This window comes from Microvirga medicaginis (genome assembly GCF_052658925.1).
In genome coordinates, this window is sequence record NZ_JBQWEL010000002.1 from 156,676 (window position 1) to 174,711 (window position 18,036).

Sequence of the window (18,036 nt, forward strand, 5' to 3'; positions counted from 1 at the left end):
ACTCGCCGTATAAGGCCATTGTCGGCGCAGGCGCCGGGCATGCCATCCGCGCCGGTCGGACCGCAAAGCGTATCTCTCAGCTCGCGAATGCCTCCTGAACATCCTGCGGCACCGCCGTGACAAGGCCGAGGCGGTCGCGGCGCACCCAGCGCCAGAGCATCAGCGAGGCAACGACGCCAAGTCCCGTCGCCAAGCCGATCCAGATGCCGATGCCACGAAGCGGCGTGCCGAAGGCCAGGATCACGCCGAGCGGCAGGCCAATGCCCCAATAGCCGAAGGCCGCATAGATCATCGGCACCCGCGTATCCTGCAGGCCGCGCAACATGCCGGCGCCCACGGCCTGTGAGGCATCAGCGAGCTGGAAAATCGCCGCCATGACCAGGAAGGAAACGGCAAAGCCGATCACCGGCGCGTTCTTCGGATCATTGAGATCCAAGAAGGCACTCAGCAGCAGGTGCGGCGCAAAGAGCATGAGAGACGCCGTGACGATCATGAAGCTCGCGGCAAGGGCAAAAGCAGTCCAGCCCGCCCGGGTCACGCCTGCTGCATCCTGCGCACCATAGGCCCGACCCACGCGCACCGTCGCCGCCTGGCTCAATCCGAAGGGCACCATGAAGCAGAAGGATGCGATCTGGAGAGCGATGGCATGAGCGGCCAGTTCATTGCCGCCGATGCGTCCCATGAGCAGCGCCGCCGCATTGAAGATCGTGACCTCGAAGGCGAGCGTCAGGCCGATGGGCACGCCGATGCGCCAAAGCGTCCGGTAACGCGGCCAGTCGGAGCGCCAGAAGCGTCCGAAGATATGATAGCGTTTGAGCTTCGGGTCGAGGCCGATCACCAAGGCCAGGGCCGCGAACATGAAGGTGCTCGAAACCACCGTGCCGACGCCTGCGCCGATCAGGCCGAGGTGAGGCATGCCGAACTTGCCGAACATGAAGCAATAGGCGGCTCCCAAGTTCACAGGCACAGCGATAATGCCGATGACGAGTGGCCAACCGGGACGTTCCAACGCCGCCAGGAACGAGCGCAGCACCAGATAGAGCAGGAACGGCAGCAGGCTCCATTGGAGTGCGCGCATGTACTCGCCCGCCTCGTGCGCGAGCCTCGGCTCCTGTCCCATGGCGAGGAGAATGAATTCGCCATTCCAGGAGACGATCCAGATCGGCACCGCAACGGTGAGTGCCGCCCAGAATCCCTGCCGAACCGTGCGGCGCACCTCGCGGACGGAGTGACGCCTGCGACCCAGCTCCTCGGCAATCAGAGGCGAGGTTGCGCTCATGAGGCCGATGCCGAAAATCAGGAAAGCGAAATAGAGATTCGTGCCGAGCGCGCCGGCCGCCAGGGCCTCGGAGCCGAGCCATCCCATGAGGATGACATCCGATGTCATCAGGGCGTTCTGCGCCACGTTGGTCAGAATCAGGGGCCAGCCCAAGGACAGTGTGGCCCGCAGCTCCGCAACCCAAGCGGATTTATCGAATTTCTCATTTTTCGCGATCATGATGGCGGGTTTTTACCCAAAGGAAGCCACGAAAGCCACACCACGGTTCCGAAAAGAGGGGGAGAAGGCAAAAACAAGGAACTCAGCTACACCGCGCCCGTTCACTCCCACGCCTCACGCTTTCGTGTTCTGCCGGAGTTCTCGATGGCGCAGATTGCGCTTCCCACGTCGATCGATTTTCTTGTGCCTCCGGTGCTTTACAACGAGCAGGGCGAGGTGCGCACGGTCGGCGTGGAGATCGAGTTCGTAGGGCCTTCCGCCGAGAAGACGGTGCAAGCCTTGCAGGAAGCGCTGGGGGGCCGGCTCATCGAGGTGGACCCACATTCCTTTGCCTTGAAGGATTCCGCTATCGGCGAGCTGATGGTCGAGCTCGACAGCCGCATTCTGCATCCGGGCAAAAGTGCAGGCAGCCAGAAAGGCGTGCTGCCCAAGATCGCCGCCCTCTTTGGCTTTGCCGCAAGCTATCTCGTGCCCTGCGAGCTGGTGACGGCACCGACCCCTATCGACCGCCTGCAGGAGCTCGACCGTATTCTCGCTATCCTGCGCAAGCTCGGCGCGAAGGGCACCCAGGATGCGCCTTTCTACGCCTTTGGGCTTCACTTCAATCCGGAAATCCCGCGCCAGGATGCCCAGACCCTCGCAGCCTTCATGAAGAGCTTCGTGCTCCTGAACCCTTGGCTGCGCCGGGAGGTCTCGCCCGACCGTACCCGCAATCTCCTTGGCTTCGCCGATCCGTTCCCGACAGATTACGTGCGCATGATCGTCTCACCCGATTACTGGCCCGGCATCCCGCGTTTCATTGACGATTATCTGGCGGCTAATCCCACTCGCAACCGGGATCTCGATCTGCTCCCGCTTCTGCATCATCTCGACAAGGAGCGCGTGCGCGCCGTGCTGCCGAACGAGAAGATCAACGGACGGCCGACCTTTCACTATCGGCTGCCCGATGCACGCGTGAGCGACCCGGGCTGGAGCATCGCGCCGGATTGGAATCGCTGGGTGGCCATAGAGCGCTTGGCTGCCAACCGCGAGAAACTCGATATGGTGGGCAGCACCTATCTTGCTTTCCAAGGCGAGGACAAAAGCTGGGCCAACGTGGTGGAGCAGGTCGTGCGGTCATGACAAGGCCTTTGATTGGCGTTACGACGTCAAGACGTGGCGGTTGGCGCAGTTACCTCATGCATCGCCTGGCGCTCGCCCGCGTGGGTGCGCGCTCCGTCCGGCTCGTGCCAGGCGAGCCCCTGCCCGAGGAGCCGTTGCAAGGCCTCGTCATCGGCGGCGGCGACGATATCGGCGCAGAGATCTATGGCGGACAGGTCCTGCCCGATGTGCGCATCGACCCGGAGCGGGACAAGATGGAGTTGTCACTCCTGAAGGCTGCGTTGCCTGAGCAACTCCCGATCCTCGGTATCTGCCGGGGCTCGCAGATGATTAACGTGGCCCTGGGAGGAACCCTGCACACGGATATCTATGAAGTCTATGTTCAGGCGCCGAAGATGCGTACGGTTCTGCCGAAGAAGCGTGTGGCCATCGAGCAGGATTCCCGGCTCGACAGGATCCTGCGCTGCAATCCCTGCCTCGTGAATGCATTGCACCATCAATCCGTGGACCGGCTCGGCGAGGGCTTGAAGATCGCAGCGCGCGACGAGAGCGGGATCGTTCAGGCCATCGAGAACGAGAAGGCACCGTTCCTCATCGGCGTTCAATGGCATCCTGAGCTTCTGGTCTGGAAGAAGCCGCAGCAACGGCTGTTCGCCGCGCTTGTGCGGGCGGCGGAAGAGGTCGCCGCTCCTTTGACGGCTGCGGCCATGGTCTCGTGATCACCTCACGCGCTTCGTCGTGCGCGGAAACAGCGGCACGATTTTGTTGCCATCATCGCGCGGCGTCAGGTGCCGCTGGATCACAGCATGCAGATCGCGGCTGATAATGGGCTTTTGCAACAGCGGGAATTCGTTCGCATCACCCGCGGCGACCGGATTACCCGTGATCAGCAGAACGGGAAGCCCAGGGAAGATCTGGCGCACTTCGCGGGCCAGCATGACACCGTTCATGGTACCCGGCATGGCGATATCGGTCAGGACGAGACCGGGCCTGCGTGCATTGAGGTTCTTGATGGCCTGCGCGGCATCGGTGGCGATGCTGGTCACATAGCCGAACTCTTCCAGAGTGGATTGCAGCGCGAGAGCAACCTCGAGTTCGTCGTCAACGATGAGGACTTCCGCATTCTGTCGCACGTCCTCGCTCGGCAACTCATCGTCGCCGTTACCTCCGAAAGGCAGCATCGTCGCGGCCTGTGCGCGCGGCAAGTATAAAGTGATCGCCACATCCACGCCGTTGCGGGAAACCTTCGAGGCTCCGCCGATGCCTTGCAGGAAATGCAAACTGCGGTTCAGACGCAGCCATGACGAGACATCGATGTCCTGCAGCATGAAGGCCGGTTCTGCAGCCTCATCCGGATCCGGAGAGTTTTCCCCGGCAATGCTGCGGATCGTGAGCTGAACAAACTCGCCTTCGATCTCCAAATTCGGGAGAGAGCCCTTCTCAACCTGCGCGTTCTGCGCTTCGAGCGAGATCGCACCGCCCTGGGTCAGAGCGTCGCGCACATAGGCGCTCAAGGTCACGATCGCGGTTTCAATATCGTCTGGGTCGGCCTCGACCGGCCAGAGCTCCTCGTCCAACGACACACGCAGCTCCACGGTGTCGCGCAGAAGGGAGCGCCCCATCAAAGCCGCAACTGAATCAATTCTCTCAGACAGGTCGAGATACTGAACCCTGGATTCACTCTGCCGGGCGAAAGCGGCGGACTTGGCGATGAGTTTGGCAGCTTGGTCCGATGCCACAAGTGCCGAAAGCAGCTTGCGCTGGATCGATGGCTGATCCTTCATCTGGCGGGCAACCGCATCGATATTGGCGCTGATCACCATGAGTTTGTTGTTGAGATCATGAATGATTCCGTCCCGCAGATGCTCGACCGCCTGAGCCTTCTGACTACGGCGCAGAGCTTCCTCGTCCTCGACGGGAGAGGCTTCTTCAGGAGAATGGAGAGCCGGCTCGACGGTGATGGTCTCAAACACGGACGCATCATCGATGGCCGGCTTTTTTCGCTTAAAAATCCTGCGGACCTGCCGCCCCACCAGCAAGGGAGCCCCCGCGGCAACCGATAGAAAGAGGGCCAGGGCGACGACAAGGGTTTCCGAGTTCCGGGTATAGGCAGCCCCAGCCAGCGCCAGACCTGACAGGATCAGGGCGAAGGACAAGATCAGAAAAGACAGCCTCAGGATCGCCGGCACCGGTTGCTCGCGTTTCTCACAAACCCATTGACCTGACGCCCGCAAGGCGCCACTTCGGGACGTTATCTTGTGTAGCACGAATGAACGACAAGCGAGACAGCTCTCGCAATAAAGTTCTCGTTCCGGATTAAGGAGATGAATGTGCGGCTTTCTTATGTCCTTGGCCTTCTTTCAGCCGTGGCCGCGGCCGGCCTGACCCTGAACGGAGTTACAGCGCAGGAAGCCATCGAGCGCCGTGTGAACGAGCTGCTCGGGCAGATGACCCTGGAAGAGAAAGTCGGACAGCTGAACCTCGTCTCCCACGGTCCTCCTCTGCGCTGGGAAGACATTTCCGAGGGTAAGGCCGGAGCGGTGCTGAACTTCAACAATGCCGAGGACGTGGCTCGAGCCCAGGCGCTCGTCCAGCAGTCGCGGCTCAAGATTCCGCTGCTCTACGGCCTCGACGTCCTCCACGGCTTCCGAACCCAATTCCCCCTTCCCCTGGGAGAGGCCGCAGCCTTCAACCCGCGCATCTCGTTTCTCGCTTCCGAGTGGGCCGCGAAGGAAGCGTCTTACGTGGGCGTGAACTGGACGTTCGCGCCCATGGCCGACCTCTCGCGCGACAGCCGCTGGGGCCGCATCGTCGAAGGATTTGGCGAGGATCCCTATCTCGGCTCCGTGCTGACGGCCGCGCGGGTGGAAGGTTTCCGGAAAGGCGGTCTTGCCGCTGCCACGAAGCACTTCGCAGGCTATGGTGCGCCCCAGGGCGGACGCGACTACGACACTACCTACATCCCCCGCGCGGAGATGTACGATACCTATCTCCCCTCGTTCCGCGCGGCGGCGGAAGCCGGATCGGCGAGCTTCATGGCCGCCTTCAACGCCCTCAACGGCGAACCCTCCACCGCGAATGCGTGGCTGTTGACCGATGTGCTGCGCAACCAGTGGGGCTTCGACGGCTTCGTCACCTCCGACTGGGTCGGCATCGGCGAACTGATGAATCACGGCATCGCGGCCGATGGCGCCGAGGCGGCGCGCAAGGCGATTCTCGCCGGCGTCGACATGGACATGATGGGCCAGCTCTATATCAAGCATCTGCCCGACGAGGTGCGCGCCGGCCGCGTGCCGGAAAGCGTGATCGACGAATCGGTCCGCCGGATCCTTCGCACCAAGATGCGCCTCGGCCTCTTCGATCAGCCAGCCATCGACCCCAAGCGCACGGATGCAAACTTCCCCTCGAAGGAAGCGCGCCAAGCCGCGCGTGAAGTTGCGCGTGAAACCCTCGTGCTGTTGCAGAACAAAGACGATCTGCTGCCAGTGAAACCCGGCACTCGCTCGATCGCCGTCATCGGACCCCTCGCCGATGCGCCTCACGACCAGATGGGCCCGCATGCGGCCCGCGGTCACAAGGAGGACAGCGTCACGCTGCTTCAGGGCATCCGCCAGCGGGCACAATCCGCCGGGGTCGCGGTAAACCACGCGCCGGCCTGCGATCTCATGTGCCGCTCGACGGAACAGTTGCCCGCAGCCATCGAGGCTGCAAGAAAGGCTGATCTCGTGATCGCCGTGTTCGGCGAGCCGCAGGAGCTTTCGGGCGAGGCGGCTTCTCGTGCCTATCTCGACCTCAGCGGCAAGCAGAAGGAGGTTCTGGAGGCGCTCGCCGATACGGGCCAGCCGATCGCGCTCGTGATCATCGGCGGTCGTCCTCAGATCCTGAACTCATTGGCCGAGCGCATCCCGTCGATCCTCATGGCCTGGTATCCCGGCACTGAAGGCGGCAATGCCGTGGCGGATGTGCTGTTCGGCGATTTCAGCCCCAGCGGCAAGCTCCCGCTCACATGGCCGCGCGCTACGGGTCAGCTGCCGATGTATTACAACCGTCTGCCATCGAGCCGCCCGACCCTTCCGAACAACCGCTTCACGCTGCAATACATCGATGAGGCTATCACGCCGCTCTACCCGTTCGGCTGGGGCCTCAGCTATACGCAGTTCGCGTATTCGGACGCGACCATTGGGCAAAAGCAGCTCGATGCAGGTCAGATACTTGACGTATCCATGAACGTGACGAACAAGGGATCACGGGCCGGACAGGAAGTGGTGCAGCTTTACATCCGTGATCCGGTGGCAAGCCGCAGCCGTCCTCTGCGCCAGTTGAAGGCCTTCGAGAAGATCAATCTGAATCCGGGTGAGACGAAACGCGTGAGCTTACGCGTTCCGGTCGAATCCTTAGGCTTCCATCTCGATGACGGCAGCTATGTCGTCGAGGCGGGCGCGATCCAGGTTTTTGTCGGTGGGAGTTCTCTGGCCGAACAGGTCGGCGAGGTGGAGATCGTCAAGACGATCAGCCTGCCGTCCGATGAACGACGCGCCTCCGCCTCGACAAGCATCGCGCAGTAATCCTAACCGAGCAGCCCGAAGCGGCTTCGGGCAGCTTTTTGATCGGTGGACCCCGCCAGTCCGGCGCAGTAATGTCATGTCAATGGACGTACAGCTGAGACATGCCAGGCACCGCATCGCCGCCGCCCGAACGTTAAGGTCGGTGAAGGCGATTGCTGCCTCTGAGCGCACAGGCGCAGCGGATACGCTCCTCGGTATGGCGCTCACCTTCATCGCGGGCGCGACCAATGCCGGCGGCTTTCTCGCCGTCGGGCAATACACGTCGCATATGTCCGGCATTCTCTCGTCCATGGCGGACAATCTGGCCCTGGGCAGCGTGACGCTTGTCGTCATTGGCCTTGCAGCATTCGTTCCCTTCGTCTCAGGGGCGGCCTGCTCCGCCATTCTGATCAACTGGGGCAGGCGGCATCATCTCGGCAGCCGCTATGCCCTGCCTTTGATGCTGGAGGCCGTGCTTTTGTGCATCTTCGGCGTGCTGGGCTGGCTGGCGCACCCCTCGACCCAATTCGTTGTGGGCGCCATACCGCTTCTTTGCTTCATCATGGGCCTGCAGAATGCCACAGTGACGAAGATCTCCGGCGCGCGCATGCGCACGACCCATGTCACCGGCATCGTGACGGATATCGGCATCGAGCTCGGCAAGCTTATCTATTGGAACCGTAGCGGTCATCGCGACGGACTCGTGATGGCAGACCGTGAGAAGCTGCGTCTGCTGCTCCTGCTGCTCGGCTCATTCTTCACCGGCGGCGTCACGGGCGCCATCGGCTTCAGCCATCTCGGCTTTCTGTTCTCCCTGCCCTTCGCCCTGCTGCTCGTGCTGCTGGCGGGCCCACCGCTCGCGGAGGACTTCATCAGCCGCGCCAAGCCCTCGCGCGCGCATTAAGCGCCCTCCCATTACCAGCACCTTTGCCAACCTCTGCCAAAGGACTATGCTCAAGCTAGCGCTGTGCGCGGCAGCCAAGTGTGCATGGTGCTCACAAGGGAGGAGCCGGGCATGTTTGCCCGGTCAAAAGCATAAAGGTCGGAACAAACCATGCGTATCGGCGTGCCGAAAGAAATCAAGAACCACGAGTATCGCGTTGGCCTCGTACCCTCATCCGTCGCAGAGCTTGTGCATCACGGTCACAGCGTGACGATCGAACACGACGCGGGTCTGGGCGCGGGAGTGACGGACCGCGAATACGAAGCCGCAGGGGCCGTCATCGTTGACGGGCCGGACCGGATTTTCGCAGAGGCGGAGATGGTCGTGAAGGTGAAGGAGCCCCTGGCGGAGGAACGCAGACGTCTTCGCCCTGGCCAAATCCTCTTCACCTATCTCCATCTCGCGCCCGACTTGAAGCAGACCGAGGATCTCATCAAGAGCGGCGCCACCTGCATCGCCTATGAGACGGTGACGTCAGCCGCCGGCGCCCTGCCGTTGCTGACACCCATGTCGGAGGTCGCCGGACGTCTCGCGCCGCAAGTGGGCGCACATTGCCTCGAGAAGGCGCAAGGCGGACGCGGCATTCTGCTCGGCGGCGTTCCCGGCGTGCCTGGGGCTGAAGTGGTCGTTCTCGGGGGCGGCGTATCGGGCACGCATGCGGCGACCATCGCGCTCGGCATGGGGGCGCATGTCACGGTGATCGACCGCTCGGCCGAAGTGCTGCGCCGCCTGTCGGCCCAGTTCAACGGGGCCGTGCGCACGGTCTTTTCGACGCGCGATGTCATTGCCCAGGCCGTCACGAGCGCCGATCTCGTCATCGGCGCCGTTCTGGTGCCGGGAGCGGCAGCCCCGAAGCTGATCACCGCCGAGATGGTGCGGCAGATGAAAGGGGGCTCCGTCTTCGTCGACATCGCCATCGATCAGGGCGGCTGCTCCGAAACATCGCGACCCACAACCCACTCAGCCCCGACCTACATCGTGGACGACGTGGTTCATTACTGCGTCACCAACATGCCGGGAGCGGTGGCCCGCACGTCCACGTTCGCGCTCAACAACGTCACCCTGCCCTTCACCCTCGCGCTGGCGGACAAGGGATGGCGACAGGCGCTGAAGGATGACCGTTTCCTGCGCGACGGACTCAACGTCCATGCCGGAAAGATCACATGCCGCCCGGTCGCAGAAGCGCATGGACTTGCCTATACGTCGGCCGATGAGGTTCTCGGCTAGCGACGGAACAAGGAACAACGGACAAGCGTGATGGTTCACTCGTGACAGAGTGGATCGTCACCGATGCTTGGTTGAAAGCATCAGCCATCGAGCGAATCGACAGAGGTTGAAACTGCCGGGCCCAGTATCGGTGCGCCTCTTCGGGAAACCAGTATCCGTCCATGCCCGAGCGAGCAGCAGCCCCGTCATCGTCGCAGCCCGAGAGCACTGTCCCGGATGCCCGTGCCCGCCGGATCACACGGACCACCGGCGGGCTGCTCCTTCTCGCCATGACGCTCTGGATGCTCCGCTCCTATCTGACGGCATTGTGCTGGGCGGTCATCATTGCCATCAGTGTCTGGCCGCTCTACCGCCGTGTCCAAGCTCGTCTTGAGGATTCCCGTATTGCTGCGCCCCTGCTCATGACCAGTGCCCTTGCCTTGCTCCTGGTCACTCCTCTGGCCCTGGTCCTCACCGAAGTCGGTCGTGAGGGGCAGATCGTGATGGGCTGGCTCACGCAGCTGCAGCAGAACGGAATGCCGGTGCCGGCCTCTATCCAGCATCTGCCAATTCTGGGTCAGCAACTCAATGCCTGGTGGCAGACGCATCTCGGCCAACCCCAATCCGCCCAGCAGTTTCTCAGCAGCTTCAATAGCCAGACCCTGGCCGAATGGTCGAAGACCCTTGGCGGCGCACTGTTGTCCCGCGTGCTGCAGGCTTTCCTGACCTTCCTCACATTGTTCATGTTGCTCCGCGAAGGCGAACAGATCGGAGGCCGCGTGCTGACGGCGATCGATCGATGGTTTGGCACACCCGGGGAGCGACTGGCCGAGACGATGACGGAGGCCGTGCGGGGAACTGTGAACGGCACGATCCTCGTCGCCATCGGCGAAGGCATTCTCATCGGGATCGGCTTCTTCGTGGCAGGCGTGCCGAATGCGGCCCTGTTCACCGTTCTCACGACAGCTTTCGCCATGCTCCCCATGGGGGCATGGCTCGCTTTCGGAACAGCGGCCATCATCCTGGTTCTGAGCGGGGGCGCGATTGCCGTGGCATTGGCTGTCTTCGCGTGGGGCGCGGCGGTGATGCTGATCGGCGACAACATCGTTCAACCGGCTCTGGTCGGCGGCGCAGTGCGTCTACCCTTCCTGTGGACCTTATTCGGCATCCTCGGAGGATTGGAGACGTTCGGACTGATCGGCCTGTTTCTCGGCCCCGTCCTCATGGCTGCCCTGCTGACGATCTGGAAACAGCAGAGCAAACCCGCGCTGAGCAATAGATTGCCAACCCATCCTTGACAGCAAGGAACATCAAAGCAGGCGTGGCAGTTCACTCGTGACACAGTGGAGCGTCGTCCATGCCTCGTTCGAACAGCAAACCCGTCGAAATGATAGCCCGCTTGGGATACGGCGCGCGCGGGATCGTCTATGGTCTCGTCGGCGGCCTTGCCCTTCTTGCCGCGATCGGTTCGGGCGGTCAGACCGGAGGCAGTCGGAGCGCATTACAAACACTCCTTTCTCAACCGCTAGGCCAATTCTGGCTTGTTCTGATCGCGCTTGGCCTCTTCGGATTCTGCACTTGGCGCGTAGTGGAAGCGCTGACCGACGCCGACCATCGCGGATCGGACATGAAGGGCTGGGGAGTCAGGATAGCCCATTTCATCAGCGGCGCGGTTTATGCCGGCCTTGGCGTGTCCGCTCTGAGGCTTGCGCTAGGCCAGGGCTCCGGCGGCGGAGAAGACCAAGCCGCTCAGGATTGGACGGCTTGGCTCATGAGCAAGCCCTTCGGATTATGGCTTGTGGGCCTTATCGGCCTCGCCGTTGCGGCGACGGGTCTCGGCTTTGCCTGGAAAGCCTGGCGCGGTGATGTCGCCGCGCGTCTTTCGCTACCAGCCGACAAGCGGCGATGGGTGACCTCTCTCGGGCGCATGGGGTTTGCCGCACGCGGCATCGTCTTCGTCATCATCGGCGGCTTTCTCATGCTCGCGGCGCTCCACAGCTCTTCGTCAGAGGTCCACGGTCTCGGCGGCGCCTTGCAGACCCTGCAGCAGCAACCCTATGGCCGGGTGCTGCTGGCGTTGACGGCCATCGGCCTCTTCGCTTTTGGTCTTTTCGGCCTGGTGCAGGCCCGCTACCGCCATATCGATGCACCGGACATCGACGACGCGAAAGCAGCCGTGGCGCAGATGGGACATTGAGATGGTTTGGTAATCCATCAAACATTACTGAACCTTAACTTGAGACCTTTGCTTCCGGTGAGATCATAGGCGCATCTTCTCCGACAACAGACCCGGTGTCCTATGAACAAAGCTCTGCTCTTGCGGCTGCATCGTTGGGTGGCTCTGATCTTTGGGCTTCCTCTGCTCGCCATCGTTCTGACCGGCCTTGTCCTGTCCTTCGAACCGATCGTCGTTCAAAGCGCGATGAAGCCTGGCTCCGTCACCGTGCAAGCCGTCGAAGGATTGCTTCAGCGCTATGACCCGCAAGGAAGCGCACGAGCCCTCTTCCTTCGTCCGCATGAGAATACGCTGACGATCAGCAGCGGACGACCCGGTGGCGGAGCCGAGATTGATCTGTCGACCGGCCAGCCGGTCACACAGGACGCGACGACACTATCCGACATCTTCGGGCTATCGCGTCAGATCCATGAGCATCTGCTCCTCCGGGCCGGTTGGCTCGTCACGGCCTCAACCATCGCCATGCTGGTGCTCATCGTGATCGGCATTCTCATGGGTGTGCCCAAGCTGCGCAATACGCCGGCAGGATGGCACAAGGGTGTAGCCTGGTTCCTGCTTCCGCTTGTTGCTTTGAGCCCGCTGACGGGGTTGCTGCTGGCGCTTGGCGTGACATTCACGTCAGCTTCTCCTGCTGCAAGGCCGTCCGGCCCTCCGTTGCCTCTGCTGGAAGCTGTCCGTGTGCTCGGCACCGATCACGACGTCTCCACTCTCACCTGGATCCGGCCGCTCGGCGAAAATCTCGTGGCTCGCATCGCTGTGGATGGGGAATTGAAAACCTATACGCTCACCCGCGATGGCGCCGCTCCCGGCGCCAGGATGTGGCCGCGTCTCATCCATGAAGGCACATGGGGCGGATTGGCCCTCTCGATTCTCAATCTCGTCACGTCGATAGCCTTGCTCGGTCTGCTTGTGACAGGTGTGTGGATCTGGGCGCATCGGAAGTTGCGCCGTGGTCCGAGCCGGCAGCGGCTTGCAAGAGGCGCCTTGGCTCGGTGAGAGGTAAGAGCGACTGACGAGGTAAGGTTGGATTACGGTAGCCGAGGGCAACCTGATCGCTCATGACATGTACTCAAAAACGAAGGCGCTCAGGAGAGGAACCTCCTGAGCGCCTTCGTGCATATTTGCCTCAAGCGTTCTGCGTCGTGAGCCCTGTCCAGTCCGCATCGTGAGAATCTTGATTGGCCCAATAGTAGCCGCGTTCGATCATGGCGATCTTCTGCTCCGCAAGGCGGATCAGAATACTGTCAGGCGTGGAATGCCTCAGCTCGCGCAACGCGTCCTTGATCTCGCTGAGGGCATGGGTGATGACCATCGGAACTTCACCCGCCATCAATTTCTGCTCCAAAACCATCGGCAATGCTCCACATACCTGCGGTGGATGGTCCATGTCCTTCCGGTCTGACGATCTCACGACCAGCCAAAGGCAAAATCCATCGCACTTGGATCAAACGAGCAGGTCACCGTCGGATCGACTGCTTCGGCCATGAGCTTAGGCGTCCCGAGAAGACGTCATGCTTACGGTTACATTACAGGTGTGTAATGCAGTTGTCGGTTTCGGGAGGTGTGCTTGATCACATGACGAGCAGGCTGCAGGCTCTTCTCACCGGATATTGAAGCGAAGAGGCACCGTGAAGGTCAGTTGCTGCTGTGGAAGTGCGTCCGGCGCTGAAGGCAGTGCAGTTCCAGGTGCCGCTGTCGCCAGGGCGGCTTCGTCGAGAACATCGTTTCCCGTGCCGCGCACCAATGATGCGCTGATGATCCGGCCGGAGCGCTGCATTGTGAAGCGGATGGTTGCGACGCCCGACACCCCCTGCCTGCGTGCGGCATCGGGATAGCGGAGACGGTTGCGCAGGGCTGCGGCCAATTGAGCCGCATAGCGATTGATCACGTTCGGATCTGCGGAAGCCGCAGCCCCTCCATTGTTCTCGCGTGAAGAGGCAGCCTGCTGCGGTCGCGGGGCCGAAGAGGCGATGTTCTTCTTCGGCGTGGGCTTACGCGGTTTAGGAGGATCCTTGCGCTCCGTCTTGGGCTGCACAGGCGGCTTCGCGGGCTCCGGGGCAGGCTTCGGCTCCACGATCTCCTCCGGCGGAGGCAGGGCTTCGACCACCTGGTGCTCGGAAGGGGGCGCCAGCTCAACTGGCTTATCCTCAATCGGCGGAGGCTCCGGCGCCTCCTCGGGCGGATCGGTCTCCGCGACCTCTTCAGGGGGTGGAGCTTCCTCTTCGACCGGCTCGGGAACGGGCTCGGGCGGCTGAACCTCCGTTACCTCCGGAGGGGGCTCAGCGGGTGGTGTCACCTCTGCGGGAGCAAGCATCTCCTCGAATGCCATCGCAGGAGCCAGATCGATGGTAATCTCCTGCTCACCCGGCGGGCTCTGAACATGATGGGGCGACCCGATCGTCACGGCCGCCAGAGCACCGGCATGCAGGATGAAGGCGGCCAGAAAGGCAGCGCCAATCCGCTTTCGGCCTATCATCGGCCCTGTATTCTGAATCGCGAGAGGCATGGACTATCGTTATTGCGAAGCTGTTCCGCCGGGCGCCTGCGCGATCAAAGAGACCTTGCTGAAGCCCGCAGCACTGACCTGCCCCATGATTTCGATGACGCGCCCGTAAGGGACGCTCCGGTCGCCACGCACCAGGACAACCTGATTCGGATCCTGTGCAGCAAACTCCTTCAGGCGCGACAGCATCGTTTCCGGCAGCAAGGGTTCCTTGTCGAGGAAGGGTTGACCATTCTGATCGATGCTGATGACGACGGGCTGCTTCGGTTTCGAAACCTTCGGCGCAGCTGTCTTCGGCAATTGCACCGGAACCCCGACGGTCATGAGAGGTGCGGCCACCATGAAGATGATGAGCAGCACCAGCATCACGTCGACGAGTGGCGTGACATTGATCTCGGAGAGGGGTGCTGCTCCGAACTCGTCGTCCGGCTCGTGCGAGCGGATTGGACCCATTCCCATTATTCGGCAGCCTCCGTCCGCAGATGAGGCTTGCGGTCACGTGCAAGGCGATCTCCGAGGGCCGTAATCCCTGCTGCAAAGGATTGCTGCACGCGCCCCAGATCGGTCGTCAGCTTGTTGTAGGCGATCACCGCAGGAATTGCAGCGACGAGTCCGATCGCGGTTGCAAACAGCGCCTCGGCAATGCCGGGCGCCACGACGGACAGGCTGGTGTCCTGGCTCTTCGCGATGGCCGAGAACGAGTTCATGATGCCCCAGACCGTGCCGAACAATCCAATGAACGGCGCCGCCGATCCTGTGGTCGCGAGGAAGGGCAGTCCGGTCTGGAGCTGGCGCATGTCGACCACAAGTGCCGCACGCATGGCGCGCTCGATCCGCTCGCGCCGTTCGGAACGGCTCTCGGAAGGGTCCTGATCGCGCCAGGCCTCCTGTGCCGCTGCCATGATGCGCCCGACCGATCCGGACATCTGCGGATGAAGCTGCCCGCCGGCACGTGCCGTGGTCTCGAAAGAGCGGGCTTGCCGCCGCAACGCAACCAGACGGAGGATCTTGTCGAAGATAATCGTCCAGCATCCGAGCGATGCGAGCACCAGAAAAATCATAACGCCTTTGACGATGGGATCGGCCTGCAGGAACAGCGCAAGGAATGACAGATCATGCGGCGTGACGGTCTCGGTCATGGCGACGGTCTCACTTTGTTATGGAAATGATGCGACGAGGATTCGATGTCCACATGCCGCCGCTCTAATGAATGGACGCGCGGCCGACTTGCGAAGCGCGTGAGGCAAAACGGGCTTGCAACTGGTTGAGTCTTTCAGACGCGCTCGAAACGGATTCGCAAAGACAAGTGGCAGCCCCTCCCATCAATGCCTCCGCGGCCTCGTGCATTTCGGAGAAGGATCCGCGGCGGGCCAAACCGATGATTCTGATGAGGCGCTCTTCATCGGCCGTTGTCCGACAGCACGTCGCCGGCAAAAAGCGCCATTCCCCCATGCACTCGCGGCGGATGGAGCGCATGATCCCTGTCATCGCCGCCACGAGTTGCGGCCCCTCGATTGGGCCTAGTGTCCGCTCGGCAGCGTCGTGAGCCGCTTCCCAGCAGGCAACGTCGCTCGTCATATAGCCGGCCGCGATGAAGCGCAGGACCGCAAGCGCCAGCACTTCGGAATCATCCATGCAGACATCGGCAACGCGGCTCAGATGATGTTGATCGTGACGGCACATATCTTCACCCATCGAGCAAGCATTCATCTTCATCGTGCAGGAGCGTGGCGGGGACAGACCTGTTTGCCTGCGACCCGGCAACGCCATGCGGTTTCTTGATTGCGAGATGCAATTCTGGACGACTGCAAACAATCGAACCGGAATTTTTAGTATCAAGGATCTGATTTATAGGTCAACGACTTAAGGCGAAATCAGAGCCTTTCTAAAAAGTGCTCTATCCCGTTGCGAGAAGGATCGAATTCTCTTCTCTAAAAATCGTCCAGACTAAAAAATTCCCTCGTTCTATCGCAAAAGGTCGATCTGAATTGGTTCTTGGTCATGCCACCTTGTCTTCTGACGCATTCGACTTGAGCGTCTTTGCCTCTGGAAGCGGACAGAGAGATCCGCAATCCTCAAAGCCTGGCAAAAGGTAGCGCAGGCAGCAAACCTTGCGCGCTCGCGTCAGCTGCCCTTCAACCTCGCAACAGCGCACCATGCCGTGCATCGGATGAGGACGCCCTTTCGCATTGGTGCGGCACTCAAGCAAGGCGCGGCCTTCACTCATGATTGCCTGGCTTGGATTGAGCGCATCCGCCTGCTCAAGGGCCCACTGGAAAGCGGTAGCGGCGTTGGTCCAGAGAAGACGCGGCGACACACGGAAATGATCGGCAAAATGCTCGACCAAGGGCTCGATGTGCCCCTCGAAAAGACGAGAGAAGCGGCCCGTTGTTCCTATACATCCCTCCCTGCCATCATCGGAAAGAACGATAGCGGCCGTGCGGCCTTCTTCGTTGAGAGCGATATTCACATGCTCCAGCTCGAGCGGCAGTTCTCTGTCGAGCAGCAGGATTGCGGCCGTGGCTGGAACGATGAGGATGCCGAAGTGCCACTGCGTCCACATCGAGACGATCGCGCGGCGATCAGCTCCCGGATAAGCCTTGGCATAGTGGCGCAGGAGTTCGTCTGCGATAACTCCATCGAGCAGGTCGCGACCGGAGAGAACGGTCGGGTGCTCGCCAGGAAGGGCCAACCCGTCCCTGTACCATTGGAAAGGCCCCGTGAAGCAGGGTGCAAGGGAGGGAATCATGGCACGTGGGACGCCAACTCTCCGGCCGGAGCGTTCTCGTGCCGACTCCGGGCTTCAGCCGAGCGCCCGCTCAGGAGCGCAACCGGAATCACCGCCGCGAGAGCAAGGGCACCGTTGAGACCAAAGAAGACGCCATATCCGTAATGCTGCGAGATCCAGCCGGCTCCCACACCCCCTGCCATGCTCACGAGAGCATCCATGCATTGCAGGAGCGTGAAGTCGACGCCGGCTTGGCGTGGATCCGAAAGCGACATGAATTGCGCATAAAGAGCAACGAAGCCGAGTGCCAAGATACCGGAGGAGCTTGCAAGGGCGAGCACGAGCAGGATGCTCTGAGGCACGCCACCGGATCGGGCGGCGAGCGCGAGACCGCACAGGGCGAGAGCCTGCAGCACGAGAGCGAGAAGCATGATGGATCGAGTCCCCCACGCGCGCACCAGCGCACCGCCCAGGAGAGCACAGGCGAAACCGGCGATCAGTCCTCCAAGGCCGTTGAGGATGCCGAGGGACGTCAGGTCGAGGCCTGAATCGATCAGGAAAGGCCCGAGCATGCTCAGGCCCCATTTCTGCGTGAAGGCATAGAGAGCCGCCAGCACGAGTCCTTTGCGCATCTCGATTCGCCCAAGCGCATCACGCAGGGACGGCCGATGCACGCGCTTATCGGCGGAATCGACCGCAGGCGAGCGCAGGAAAGGCAGGCCGAGCAGCACGAGCATTACGGCCATGCTGATGGTTGCCCATGTCCAATTGAAGCGCGCAACGAGGATGAGATAGAGCCCCGATCCGATGGCGGCTCCGAGATAGGCTCCCCCGACCTGCGCGGCATTGACCCAGCCGCAATGTCGCTCGGAGAGGCTCTCGACGGCTTCCGCATCGCAGGCGATATCGACGGTGGAGGCCGCAAAGGCGATCAGCATGAGAATCCCTAAGAGCGGTACGAAACTCGTCGGTCCGATCATGCCGAGGAGAACGAGGCCGAGTGCCGAGATCATGCCCCCGATAAAAACGATGGAACGTGAGCGGTTCGGCCCTACCGGGGGCAGCCTGTAGCGTTCGATGGCCGGAGCCCAGAGGAACTTCAGCACCCAGGGCAGGACGGCGAGATAGGTCAGGCCGATCTGATCGAGCGACACGCCCCTGTCGCGCAGGACACTCGGAAGGGCGCTGAACGTCACTCCTCCGATGATGCTCTGCCCCACGTACAATCCGCCGAGCATCAGGACGACGGCGATCGGAGAATGGAGATGCCGCACGAC

At 61.8% G+C, this 18,036-nt stretch carries 17 protein-coding genes; 8 read left to right on the plus strand and 9 right to left on the minus strand.

The genetic code is table 11. The features are described 5' to 3' along the window. Positions 1 to 76 precede the first annotated feature (76 nt). A complete protein-coding gene (locus ACUXUR_RS03810) occupies positions 77 to 1,498 on the minus strand; it encodes an MATE family efflux transporter (protein ID WP_445501019.1) in 1,422 nt (473 codons plus the stop codon). Between the two features lie 144 nt (positions 1,499 to 1,642). Here ACUXUR_RS03810 and ACUXUR_RS03815 point away from each other — a divergent pair, with 144 nt between their 5' ends. Both ACUXUR_RS03815 and ACUXUR_RS03820 read left to right on the plus strand, forming a co-directional pair. Beyond that, the gene (locus ACUXUR_RS03815; protein ID WP_445501020.1) at positions 1,643 to 2,620 is read left to right on the plus strand and encodes an amidoligase family protein; all 978 of its coding nucleotides are present in this window, start codon (positions 1,643 to 1,645) and stop codon (positions 2,618 to 2,620) included. A 56-nt stretch (positions 2,621 to 2,676) separates the two neighbouring features. Next, a complete protein-coding gene (locus tag ACUXUR_RS03820; protein WP_445501021.1) occupies positions 2,677 to 3,318 on the plus strand; it encodes a gamma-glutamyl-gamma-aminobutyrate hydrolase family protein in 642 nt (213 codons plus the stop codon). Here ACUXUR_RS03820 and ACUXUR_RS03825 read toward each other — a convergent pair whose 3' ends face one another. After that, positions 3,319 to 4,788, minus strand: a complete 1,470-nt coding sequence (locus ACUXUR_RS03825) for a response regulator (RefSeq protein ID WP_445501022.1) — start codon at positions 4,786 to 4,788, stop codon at positions 3,319 to 3,321. Between the two features lie 135 nt (positions 4,789 to 4,923). Here ACUXUR_RS03825 and bglX point away from each other — a divergent pair, with 135 nt between their 5' ends. The 6 genes from bglX (at position 4,924) to ACUXUR_RS03855 (ending at position 12,524) form a co-directional block, all read left to right on the plus strand. Further along, positions 4,924 to 7,164 (plus strand): beta-glucosidase BglX, encoded by a 2,241-nt coding sequence (gene bglX / locus ACUXUR_RS03830; RefSeq protein WP_445501023.1) that lies wholly within the window; start codon positions 4,924 to 4,926, stop codon positions 7,162 to 7,164. A 76-nt stretch (positions 7,165 to 7,240) separates the two neighbouring features. Beyond that, a complete protein-coding gene (locus ACUXUR_RS03835) occupies positions 7,241 to 8,047 on the plus strand; it encodes a YoaK family protein (protein ID WP_445501024.1) in 807 nt (268 codons plus the stop codon). A 150-nt stretch (positions 8,048 to 8,197) separates the two neighbouring features. Continuing rightward, the gene (ald, locus tag ACUXUR_RS03840; protein WP_445501025.1) at positions 8,198 to 9,313 is read left to right on the plus strand and encodes an alanine dehydrogenase; all 1,116 of its coding nucleotides are present in this window, start codon (positions 8,198 to 8,200) and stop codon (positions 9,311 to 9,313) included. Between the two features lie 161 nt (positions 9,314 to 9,474). Next, positions 9,475 to 10,590 (plus strand): AI-2E family transporter, encoded by a 1,116-nt coding sequence (locus ACUXUR_RS03845; RefSeq protein WP_445501026.1) that lies wholly within the window; start codon positions 9,475 to 9,477, stop codon positions 10,588 to 10,590. 59 nt (positions 10,591 to 10,649) lie between these two features. After that, entirely contained in the window at positions 10,650 to 11,489 is an 840-nt protein-coding gene (locus tag ACUXUR_RS03850) for a DUF1206 domain-containing protein (protein ID WP_445501027.1), read from the plus strand. Positions 11,490 to 11,591: 102 nt separating this feature from the next. Beyond that, a complete protein-coding gene (locus ACUXUR_RS03855; RefSeq protein ID WP_445501028.1) occupies positions 11,592 to 12,524 on the plus strand; it encodes a PepSY-associated TM helix domain-containing protein in 933 nt (310 codons plus the stop codon). Between the two features lie 130 nt (positions 12,525 to 12,654). On the opposite strand, the gene ACUXUR_RS03860 is transcribed toward ACUXUR_RS03855, so the two are convergent. The 7 genes from ACUXUR_RS03860 to ACUXUR_RS03890 all read right to left on the minus strand — a co-directional run bounded on the left by ACUXUR_RS03860 (position 12,655) and on the right by ACUXUR_RS03890 (position 18,033). Beyond that, a complete protein-coding gene (locus ACUXUR_RS03860; RefSeq protein WP_445501029.1) occupies positions 12,655 to 12,858 on the minus strand; it encodes a hypothetical protein in 204 nt (67 codons plus the stop codon). Between the two features lie 270 nt (positions 12,859 to 13,128). Next, complete coding sequence (locus tag ACUXUR_RS03865) at positions 13,129 to 14,034, minus strand: energy transducer TonB family protein (RefSeq protein WP_445501030.1); 906 nt, start codon at positions 14,032 to 14,034, stop codon at positions 13,129 to 13,131. 9 nt (positions 14,035 to 14,043) lie between these two features. Then, positions 14,044 to 14,490, minus strand: coding sequence for a protein TolR (gene tolR, locus ACUXUR_RS03870; protein WP_445501031.1), 447 nt, complete (start codon positions 14,488 to 14,490; stop codon positions 14,044 to 14,046). Next, positions 14,490 to 15,170 (minus strand): MotA/TolQ/ExbB proton channel family protein, encoded by a 681-nt coding sequence (locus ACUXUR_RS03875; protein WP_445501032.1) that lies wholly within the window; start codon positions 15,168 to 15,170, stop codon positions 14,490 to 14,492. The genes tolR and ACUXUR_RS03875 overlap by 1 nt, the downstream gene beginning before the upstream one ends. 64 nt (positions 15,171 to 15,234) lie before the next feature. Then, the gene (locus tag ACUXUR_RS03880) at positions 15,235 to 15,747 is read right to left on the minus strand and encodes a hypothetical protein (RefSeq protein ID WP_445501033.1); all 513 of its coding nucleotides are present in this window, start codon (positions 15,745 to 15,747) and stop codon (positions 15,235 to 15,237) included. A gap of 283 nt (positions 15,748 to 16,030) precedes the next feature. Further along, entirely contained in the window at positions 16,031 to 16,780 is a 750-nt protein-coding gene (gene fhuF / locus ACUXUR_RS03885) for a siderophore-iron reductase FhuF (protein ID WP_445501034.1), read from the minus strand. Then, positions 16,777 to 18,033, minus strand: coding sequence for an MFS transporter (locus ACUXUR_RS03890; protein WP_445501035.1), 1,257 nt, complete (start codon positions 18,031 to 18,033; stop codon positions 16,777 to 16,779). Before ACUXUR_RS03890 ends, fhuF begins: the two co-directional genes overlap by 4 nt. Between the last annotated feature and the right edge of the window lie 3 nt (positions 18,034 to 18,036).

What these genes read in the sequence shown, in the direction of transcription:
- ald (WP_445501025.1), top strand. Translation starts at nt 8,198, where the DNA reads ATGCGTATCGGCGTGCCGAAAGAAATCAAGAACCACGAGTATCGCGTT.
- ACUXUR_RS03835 (WP_445501024.1), top strand. Translation starts at nt 7,241, where the DNA reads ATGTCAATGGACGTACAGCTGAGACATGCCAGGCACCGCATCGCCGCC.
- ACUXUR_RS03855 (WP_445501028.1), top strand. Translation starts at nt 11,592, where the DNA reads ATGAACAAAGCTCTGCTCTTGCGGCTGCATCGTTGGGTGGCTCTGATC.
- ACUXUR_RS03820 (WP_445501021.1), top strand. Translation starts at nt 2,677, where the DNA reads ATGCATCGCCTGGCGCTCGCCCGCGTGGGTGCGCGCTCCGTCCGGCTC.
- ACUXUR_RS03865 (WP_445501030.1), bottom strand. Translation starts at nt 14,034, where the DNA reads ATGCCTCTCGCGATTCAGAATACAGGGCCGATGATAGGCCGAAAGCGG.
- fhuF (WP_445501034.1), bottom strand. Translation starts at nt 16,780, where the DNA reads ATGATTCCCTCCCTTGCACCCTGCTTCACGGGGCCTTTCCAATGGTAC.
- ACUXUR_RS03845 (WP_445501026.1), top strand. Translation starts at nt 9,475, where the DNA reads ATGCCCGAGCGAGCAGCAGCCCCGTCATCGTCGCAGCCCGAGAGCACT.
- ACUXUR_RS03875 (WP_445501032.1), bottom strand. Translation starts at nt 15,170, where the DNA reads ATGACCGAGACCGTCACGCCGCATGATCTGTCATTCCTTGCGCTGTTC.
- tolR (WP_445501031.1), bottom strand. Translation starts at nt 14,490, where the DNA reads ATGGGAATGGGTCCAATCCGCTCGCACGAGCCGGACGACGAGTTCGGA.
- ACUXUR_RS03850 (WP_445501027.1), top strand. Translation starts at nt 10,650, where the DNA reads ATGCCTCGTTCGAACAGCAAACCCGTCGAAATGATAGCCCGCTTGGGA.
- ACUXUR_RS03880 (WP_445501033.1), bottom strand. Translation starts at nt 15,747, where the DNA reads ATGAAGATGAATGCTTGCTCGATGGGTGAAGATATGTGCCGTCACGAT.
- bglX (WP_445501023.1), top strand. Translation starts at nt 4,924, where the DNA reads ATGAATGTGCGGCTTTCTTATGTCCTTGGCCTTCTTTCAGCCGTGGCC.
- ACUXUR_RS03860 (WP_445501029.1), bottom strand. Translation starts at nt 12,858, where the DNA reads ATGGCGGGTGAAGTTCCGATGGTCATCACCCATGCCCTCAGCGAGATC.
- ACUXUR_RS03810 (WP_445501019.1), bottom strand. Translation starts at nt 1,498, where the DNA reads ATGATCGCGAAAAATGAGAAATTCGATAAATCCGCTTGGGTTGCGGAG.
- ACUXUR_RS03815 (WP_445501020.1), top strand. Translation starts at nt 1,643, where the DNA reads ATGGCGCAGATTGCGCTTCCCACGTCGATCGATTTTCTTGTGCCTCCG.